Source organism: Variovorax sp. E3, assembly GCF_016082275.1.
In the GTDB taxonomy this organism is placed as follows: Bacteria; Pseudomonadota; Gammaproteobacteria; order Burkholderiales; family Burkholderiaceae_C; genus Variovorax.
In genome coordinates this window covers 1-378 of record NZ_MOWM01000391.1, presented here as the reverse complement: position 1 = coordinate 378, position 378 = coordinate 1, and the positions used below count along the sequence as shown (strand labels likewise).

1 protein-coding gene is annotated in these 378 nt (G+C 70.4%); it reads left to right on the top strand.

The window, feature by feature from the left end:
* Positions 1 to 19: 19 nt before the first annotated feature.
* Positions 20 to 378: helix-turn-helix domain-containing protein (locus BMG07_RS41040; protein ID WP_198089245.1), on the top strand; the 359-nt coding region annotated here is incomplete at its 3' end.

Below are 378 nucleotides of genomic sequence, written 5' to 3'. Positions count from 1 at the left end.
GAGGCGGCCGGCGCCTGTCGTGCGCAGCGCGTCCGCGTCGCGTATCGGGGAGCAGGTGAGGGCGCTTCGGATGGCCGCTGGGCGGTCCGGGGGAGATTTGGCTTGCGCCTCGGGGGTGTCGCGTTCGATGCTCTCGCGCATCGAGCACGGGTTGGTCTCGCCTTCGGTGGAGACGCTGGAGCGCATCGCTCGGGGCCTGGACGTGCCGGTCTCGCGCTTCTTCGGCGACCAGGCACGCCGCACCGACTTCTGCCATGTTCCTGCGGGGCAGGGCCTCGTGGTCGAGCGGGTCGGGGCAGTGGCCGGCTACCGCTACGAGCTGCTTGGGCACTCGCTGTCGGGCAACCTGTTCATCGAGCCCTACCTGGTCACGCTCTT